The following is a 6,636-nucleotide window of genomic DNA, read 5'->3' as shown; positions in this document are numbered from 1 at the left end:
ATTCCCTGCTTTTCATTGACAGCCCGGACCCGGTCGGGATACCCAGCTGAGGCGAGGCGACCACCACGGGCACGCGCGCAGGCTCCCGGCGACAGCGGTCATGGGGAGCATCCGCCGCGCCGGGATCCGGCCAGCCTCGGGTAGATAAGAGGGATTATCGTGCCCGGCATCGTCGACCGGCCGCGCAACCCGCGACGCTGGTGGAGGCGTAGCGCCACGTAGGAGAGGCCACGGGCACACGGCCGGTGATCCCGACGCGCCGTCAACGTGCTGGATCAGATGCCACTGTCCTCGGCGCTGGCAGCAATGATCGCGGTCCGCGCGGCACGGAGTCGCCGACCAGGTCCGGGCGGGCAGGCAACAGCGTGGCCGCCGTGACAACCGCGCACGGCGATCCGCTGCCGACCAACCTGCTCCTCGACGGCGACACCGTCGCCCTGGTCGACTGGGAGCGTTGCGCCGGTACTTGCCCGGCTGGGACCACGCCGTGCTGTACACGATAGGACCGCACGCCGCGCCAACCCTCGAACGGGCCATCATCGACCGGGTCACTGCAGCCAGCACGACGTGGCGTTCGCCGTCAACGCGACCCTGCTGTCCTGCCGCGAGATCCGCATGCACCAAGCCCTGCCGGACGAGCCGGTCCGCACCGACCGGCTCGCCGCCCTCGTCACCCACACCCGCGTCGGACCTGTGGCAACGCGCCGCCGCACCCTGACGCCGCCCGCCCTGACGCCGCCCCGCCACGGACGTGTCGGTGACTTGACCTGCATGGCGAAGTCGCCGCTTCATTCGTCGCGCCCGATGCGTTCGGCATCGGCGAACCGGAAGGGGAAAACGCCCGTGACCACCGATCTCGAACGTCCGGCCGCTGCGACGGACAGCGAAGATCCGTTCGCCGTATTGACCAAGGAGTTGGCAGACCTCGACTACACCGGCGGCGAGGTGATCGACGGCATCGTCACCTACGACCACGCCGACAACAGCGACGTCCGGGCCACCATCGACCACGCCCGCCAGGAGGTGCGGCTGAGCCACCGCAACGACGACGGCGATCCGACGTGGACGCTACGGTTCACCGCCGACACCCCACCCGAGGTGCAGATCATCACCCTGTACCTGGCGCTGCACGCTGGCGTCGGCGACCGCGACGCCCTCGTGCGCTCCGTGGCCGACGCGCTCAAGGTGTCGCTAGGCGCCGTGTAGCCGGCCGCCAACCTGGGCCGCCCGGCGGGTGCATCGACCCGCCGGGCGGCCTTACCGTTGTCGCACGAGATGACGGGTAGCCCGCGCCGACGCATCCGCGTCGCGCCCGCCCGCGTTGGACGTGGCGCGCACCACAACGAACTTGCCAACGGCCTATCCGACAACCGCATCCGTCGGCTCAAGGCCGCAACCGACGCAGCTGCCCTCGACGCCGGCCACATCCCCACCGACCCACCGCGCCACCTCGCCAACGCCGTCTAGCAAGCCGAATGCGTCGTCGGCGCGGCGACGGACCTAGCGCACCTCGCCGCCGCCCGCCAGGCCAGGACCTAGCGCACGAACATCTTGAGTCGACCGGCGGAACGTACGTCTGGCATTCCCGTCCCGCATGCGACTGAACACACCTCAGCCGCTTACGGGCGGTACGCGCCGGTGGACGCTGCATAACCGTCATGACGACGGTCGCCAACTGGTACATCCGCAACACAACGACGGTCGGCGTGTGGAGACATCCCTTGCGTCAGCCGTTCTACCGCCGGGGGGTATCGACCGCTGACGGAGTCGACTTATGTGGCCCCGTCCATTCCCTCGTCTTGCCGCGCGACGAACGTGCCCCGCTGCGGCACGGTGATCACCAGACCGAGGTCTCGTAGCGCTGCGACCGCATGCCGGGCCGTCCCCCGAGCCACGCCGCAGGGGCAAGGCTTGCCGGAGGGCGGCCAGCTCAGCGTCGTCGGCCAGCACAGACGTCCATCGGCGCAGCAGGTCGAGGCCGGCGAATGGCTCACCGGTGCGTCGGGCGGCCGGTGCGGTGATCCGGATCCAAGTGTGCTGGCCGCAGAGCCGTGCGGCGGCGCGGATCTTCTCGACCTGTGGATCCGGCGCGAACCCGAGAACGTCGACGTCGACGCCGTACTCCGGGCATGGATGGTGGGTGCCGGTCAGTCCGGCGGTGAGGAGCACGGCCAGCTTCGGGCGTTGCTGCGCCGGACTGCGGGTGTTCCCGGCGAGGTTGGCGTAGTTGTCGAACGCGGCCTGCGGGTGCTGGCCGACAGCCTGGCCGATCGCCCACCAGTCGGCGCCCGCGTCGAGGGCGTCCAGGACCGCCCGCTGGTGCAGCTGCAGGATGCCGTGGTGGATGCTGGCGGTGGCGGCCAGGGTTTCCGGCCAGCGGCCGGCAATCGCGTACTGGACGGTCGCGTCGAGGCCGGCGCAGAGGTTGTGGCCGAACTGCGCGACGTACCGCGCGGCGTGGGCGGCGGGCATGCGGCAGCTCCGGTTGCGCGGTCGGGGACGCTTTACCGTACGGCGGGCGGCGCCGTGGATCCGTCACCCGCGCGGGTGAACGTGCCCTGTCCGCGTTGCTGACACGACCCGGGCCGAACCTGGCGCCTCAAAGCAACAGCCGATTCAGCGGATGCGCGCACCCCTCTGCGAACGCGCGGGCGGGGCTCACCGCCGTAGAAGAAGCAGAGACGCACCTGCTCGGCGTTGTGGACGGGCTGTCCGAGGGCTCGCTCGTCGAGTCGCCAACCGCGGCCGGGCAGCCGTGCTCGAACACCAGCTCCGGTGCCGGCGCTGCCGGATCCTGGGCTCCGCGAAGAATGGCGGCGCTGCGTCGGCTACAGACCGATGTTGGCTTTGGCGCCCATGTAGGAGCCGGCGTCAGGGAACCCGGCCTGGCACAGCTGCACGAATCTGTCGCTGAATCCGAGCTGTGGTAGCTCGGTGAGCTCGACGAACCGCACCCCACGGATCGGGTTGGTGTCCTTGCCCAGTTCTGCGGCCCCGACCTGCCCGCCCACACGGCGGGCCTCGAAGATGATGTGAACGACACGAGCTGGGATGTGATCGCACAGGTACAGCAGCCGACCGACCTGGACCTGTACGCCGGTCTCCTCGCGCATCTCGCGCACCAACGCCTCGGCGAGGGACTCCCCGGCCTCAACCTTTCCTCCGGGCAGCGACCACGTCCGAGGTCCGTCAGTGTCCCGGTTGAGCAGCAGGATGCGGTCGTCCTCGATGACGATGCCGGTCACTCGGGTGTGCACCCCGAAAACCGTAACAACGTGCGCGAGCCGACACACGCCAAGCCAGCATGACCGTCCCGACGTCGCGCAGGTGATGGTCGCTGCCGGCGAACCCCGGTACCCGCGCGGACCGCTGGTCGCGTTGTTCGCCTGCTGGCCGAGGCCGCCGACCTCGCGCTGGCCCGGTCGTGATCGTCGGCCTCTGCTACGGGCGTCTCTAGGCTGAGCGGGGGCGGACTCTCCAGCCGGAAGGGCTTAGCCCGCTACCCGGTCATGGCTCGGCAACGATCACCGACCCACCAGACCGGTACGGGACGTGGATCTGCTGCCGCCCGCCTTGAGCCGCCCACGGGTGGTAGGCGGATCGACGCCTCGGGCCACAGGAGGCTTCCTCCGGCCCGTCCCGGATGTGGATCAGGGTTGGGAGCCTCAGTCGTCTTCGTCGGAGTCGAGGAAACCGAACCCTGACGCCAGGTAGCGAAGCGTCTGCTCGACCAGGTCGTCGACCTCGACGTCGGTCAGGTCCATCGGCGTCGTGACGGTGGCGGACATCCACGGCCTGGGCTGCTCCGGCGGGTGACCCCAGTCGGCAAGGTCGAGCAGGTCGAGCACGCCGACGACCCGCCCGCCCGGATGTGACGCCCACGGCCGCTCCGTGGACAGGTGGACCTCGACGCGGCTCGGGCCGGCGGCCGCGGCGGCGGACGGTTGCGCCGTGGCGGCCAATGGCATGGCCTGGGTCGCGGTCAGCCACGCGGCGACCAGGCAGCGGTGCAGGACTGCGGGGTCGAGCCGGTGGCCCGGTTCGACAGGCGGTTCGCCGGGTTCGGCGACGTACCCGGGTAGGGCGGAGAAGTCGACGCGCAGGTCGGCCATGCTCACGATCGTGTCGCGTAGCCCGTCGGGCAGTTGGAACCTGGCCCAGAGCCCGAGCGCCGGACGGCCCTGGACGCCGGGGAACGTCAAGCGGTAGCTGGCGAAGCGGCGGTCGTTGTAGCCCTCACCGTTGGGGGTGCGTTCCCAGCCGGTCGTCGGATCGAGTGCGAACCTGGCGGCCAGTGCTCGGGCGACCCCGTCCAGCGGCCCGGCGCGCAGGGCGGCGACCACCCGCCGCCGTCCCGTACCGTCGATCGAGAGGCCGTCGATGTCGGCCCAGCGCATCGTGGCCGTGCACCGCAGCCGCAGGTCCATCGGCTCGCCGGCGGTGTGCCAGTCGCGGGTGCCGACCTCGAAACTGAAGGCCACCTGCTCCTTCCATCGCCAGGTGCCGCTCTGCTCGCGGACCAGACGGCCGGCGTTCCAGTCGCCGCCGTCGAGGAGGATCTCCGACTCGTCGGTGGACAGCAGCGGTGGCGTGTCGGCGGTGACGACCGGGTAACCCACCGCGGTCAGCTGGTCCCGTCCGCCGGCCGCGCGGATGGCGTCCCACAGCTCGGCGGTGACCACGACCGCCGGCTGGCCGAACCCGGCGCAGACCACCGCCTCTCCGGATACGGCCGCGCCGGGCGGATCGCCGTGCGGGCCGGTGAGGTGCTGCACCCATCCGGGCCCGTCGTCGTACACCTCGCTACAGAACTCGCCCAGTCCGGCCGCGCCACCAGCCGCCTGGTACGCCTTGTCGAACGCCCGCCGGCATCCGGGTTGGCCCTGCCCGACTGTGAACGTGCCGGCGGTGAGCGCGGTCCGCACATCGTCGATTGTGTCCAAAGCCTTGGTGAGGACCTGGCCGGAGGTGAGGAACTCGGCGAATCGGCGGGCGACGTTGGGATAGGCGTCGAGGTAGGCGGACAGCTTGTTGGCGTCCCACAGGTCCCAGCCTTTCAGGCTGAGCCGGTCGGCGTAGCCAGCGAGCAGGGTGCGGATCCGGTCGATGCCACCGCGGCGGGCCACGCTGGTCAACCGCACGTTCGTGGCGATGATCAGATACTCGGGTCGGCGGCCGTCGCTGACCCGTTTGCGGTTCGGGTCGTCCCACTGGTCCAGCTCCCGCACGATCGTGCGGTGCAGCCACTGCGCGTCGTCCTTTCCGTGGCTGTGCTGGCGGCACTTGGCCTGCACCACGCCGTAGCCGTTCCAGCCGTCGGCGGTGGTCGGGTACGGCACCGGGCCGTCGAAGGCCGCTTCCCGCCCGCCGTCCGGGCCGGCGCCGAAGACCTGTAGCCCCGCTCCAAGCGCGTGCACTGCCAGGGCCCGGCAGAGGTCTTCGAAGCGCCGCTCGTCGAGCCGGCTCAGGTCATACGCCATCGCACCATCATCGGTCACAGGTATGACCGTTCCGGCGGACGGCACCCGCCCGGCCCGGCGGGTCGAGGCGGATGGCGGATCGCGGCCCGCAGACGCCGTCACGCGGATGGTGCGAGCCCGTGTACGGGATGCGGCAGGTGGTCGCAGCCGCGCAGCTGCCGGTAGCTGGGGCGGTCGGCCCGGTCGGCGCGGTACTCGCCGGCGGCGATCAGGCCCAACCGCACCGCGACGCGCCCACCGTCGGTGGTCAGGCCGCGGTCGTCGCAGTACAGCGGGCTGCCGCAGGGCTGGAGGGCGCGGGCCCAGCCGACCAGCAGGCGCAGCAGCCCCTGGTTGCGCAGGTCCGCCGCGGTCACCATGTCGTGCACGTACCCGGGCCGCATCGGCGCATCCGCGTACACCGCACGGAAAAACCACAAGTGGCTGACGCACCCGCCGTCCGGGTCGGCAAGCCACAGCAGCCGTCGGCGCGCACCGCTCGGCGCCACCTCGTCAGCCGCCTTGAACACCAGGCCGCCGGGCAGGTCACCACCCGGTGCGGGCAGGTCACATTCACTCCACACAAGCCCTCCCACCCCGAGAACCTGGATGAGTCTGGCATACCGGGCATCGTTCCCGCGGTCTGGGGAGAGGCAGCGCCTTGGGCGCCGCGGGCGCGAGCAGTCAGTGCCGTGCATGGTCGGCACCCGCCGCACCGGTCGGCCCGGCGACTCTGCGTCGCCGCCGGATCGCCGGCGCTGCGGTCGGACTTCCGCTGGGTTCTCGGTGGCACCGAAGACCCGCGTGTCGCTGGTGCCTTTCCGGTAGCGCCCAGTCGACATGCCCTGCAGCATGGCGCCGCTCGGCGCGCACGGCCGGGCTGGGCGTGGCGGTTGTGGACGCTCGCTACGAGATTCAGCGCCCCAAGCATCCGGATGGCCCGTTCCGTCGATGCTCGCCGCCACCGCGCAGGCGGGCAGCGGTCGTCCGGCTCGCCGCGGGCGAAAGTCGGCGGCGTCCGCGCCGACGGTGCGGCAAGATGGACGGGGCCTCCCGGGCGGACCAATGCGTACGCCCTGTCGAGCGCCCGACGAACGTCGGCCGGACCGCGAGAGATCGCGGGGCCGCTCCAACCAGGTGATCAGAATGAGAGGTGGACCGAGCCGTGCGCGCGATC

Annotated in this window: 5 protein-coding genes; 2 read left to right on the top strand and 3 right to left on the bottom strand. The window is 71.2% G+C overall.

Annotated features, from left to right (window positions below):
• The first annotated feature begins 567 nt into the window (after positions 1 to 567).
• Positions 568 to 1,206, top strand: coding sequence for a hypothetical protein (locus Vau01_RS61375; RefSeq protein WP_204014284.1), 639 nt, complete (start codon positions 568 to 570; stop codon positions 1,204 to 1,206).
• A 705-nt stretch (positions 1,207 to 1,911) separates the two neighbouring features.
• Positions 1,912 to 2,574 carry a hypothetical protein gene (locus tag Vau01_RS61370; RefSeq protein ID WP_204014281.1) on the top strand — a complete coding sequence of 221 codons (663 nt, stop codon included), beginning with the start codon at positions 1,912 to 1,914 and terminating at the stop codon, positions 2,572 to 2,574.
• A 254-nt stretch (positions 2,575 to 2,828) separates the two neighbouring features.
• Here Vau01_RS61370 and Vau01_RS61365 read toward each other — a convergent pair whose 3' ends face one another.
• The 3 genes from Vau01_RS61365 to Vau01_RS61355 form a co-directional block, all read right to left on the bottom strand.
• Entirely contained in the window at positions 2,829 to 3,245 is a 417-nt protein-coding gene (locus Vau01_RS61365; RefSeq protein ID WP_239153091.1) for an NUDIX domain-containing protein, read from the bottom strand.
• A gap of 420 nt (positions 3,246 to 3,665) precedes the next feature.
• Positions 3,666 to 5,480, bottom strand: coding sequence for a PDDEXK family nuclease (locus Vau01_RS61360; RefSeq protein WP_204014278.1), 1,815 nt, complete (start codon positions 5,478 to 5,480; stop codon positions 3,666 to 3,668).
• A 98-nt stretch (positions 5,481 to 5,578) separates the two neighbouring features.
• Positions 5,579 to 6,043, bottom strand: coding sequence for a hypothetical protein (locus Vau01_RS61355; RefSeq protein WP_204014275.1), 465 nt, complete (start codon positions 6,041 to 6,043; stop codon positions 5,579 to 5,581).
• Between the last annotated feature and the right edge of the window lie 593 nt (positions 6,044 to 6,636).

Source organism: Virgisporangium aurantiacum, from assembly GCF_016863635.1.
GTDB lineage: Bacteria > Actinomycetota > Actinomycetes > Mycobacteriales > Micromonosporaceae > Virgisporangium > Virgisporangium aurantiacum.
This window is presented reverse-complemented; position numbering and strand designations above follow the sequence as displayed.

Coding starts and splice junctions, on each gene's coding strand:
- Vau01_RS61360 (WP_204014278.1), bottom strand. CDS start 5,480: ATGGCGTATGACCTGAGCCGGCTCGACGAGCGGCGCTTCGAAGACCTC.